1 protein-coding gene and 1 pseudogene are annotated in these 333 nt (G+C 58.0%); one reads left to right on the top strand and one right to left on the bottom strand.

Annotated features, from left to right (window positions below; genetic code table 11):
• Window positions 1-101 (top strand): hypothetical protein (locus J5M57_RS29020; protein WP_243435677.1); only part of this gene is annotated, 101 nt, incomplete at its 5' end.
• 114 nt (window positions 102-215) lie between these two features.
• Here J5M57_RS29020 and J5M57_RS28750 read toward each other — a convergent pair.
• A pseudogene (locus J5M57_RS28750) lies at window positions 216-333 on the bottom strand (LysR family transcriptional regulator); the annotation flags it as partial.

The following is a 333-nucleotide window of genomic DNA, read 5'->3' as shown; positions in this document are numbered from 1 at the left end:
ACAGCGTGGCGGATGAGACCCAGTTGTGCGCGCAGACTTCGCGCAGTCTGGCTGAACTGGGGCAGCGGCTGGGCAAACTCGTAGGCCAGTTCCGTATCTGAAACCCAGTGCAGAACGCTGTGTAGGAGCTGCCGAAGGCTGCGATCTTTTGATCTTTTAAAAGCAAGATCAAAAGATCGCAGCCTTCGGCAGCTCCTACAGGGAGCGTGTAGGACTCAGGTTCTGTCCCAGTAGGGGATCTCGCCGAAGCACTCGATGAAGAAATCAATCACCGTACGCACCTTCACTGACAGCCGCCGACTCCCCGGCCACAGCACCGCAATCTGCTGCGGC

Origin of the sequence: Pseudomonas sp. 86_A (assembly GCF_017491705.1) — a bacterium.
In the GTDB taxonomy this organism is placed as follows: Bacteria; Pseudomonadota; Gammaproteobacteria; order Pseudomonadales; family Pseudomonadaceae; genus Aquipseudomonas; species Aquipseudomonas koreensis.
Note: the sequence above shows the minus strand (reverse complement) of the source record. Positions and strands in the feature narration are given on the sequence as shown.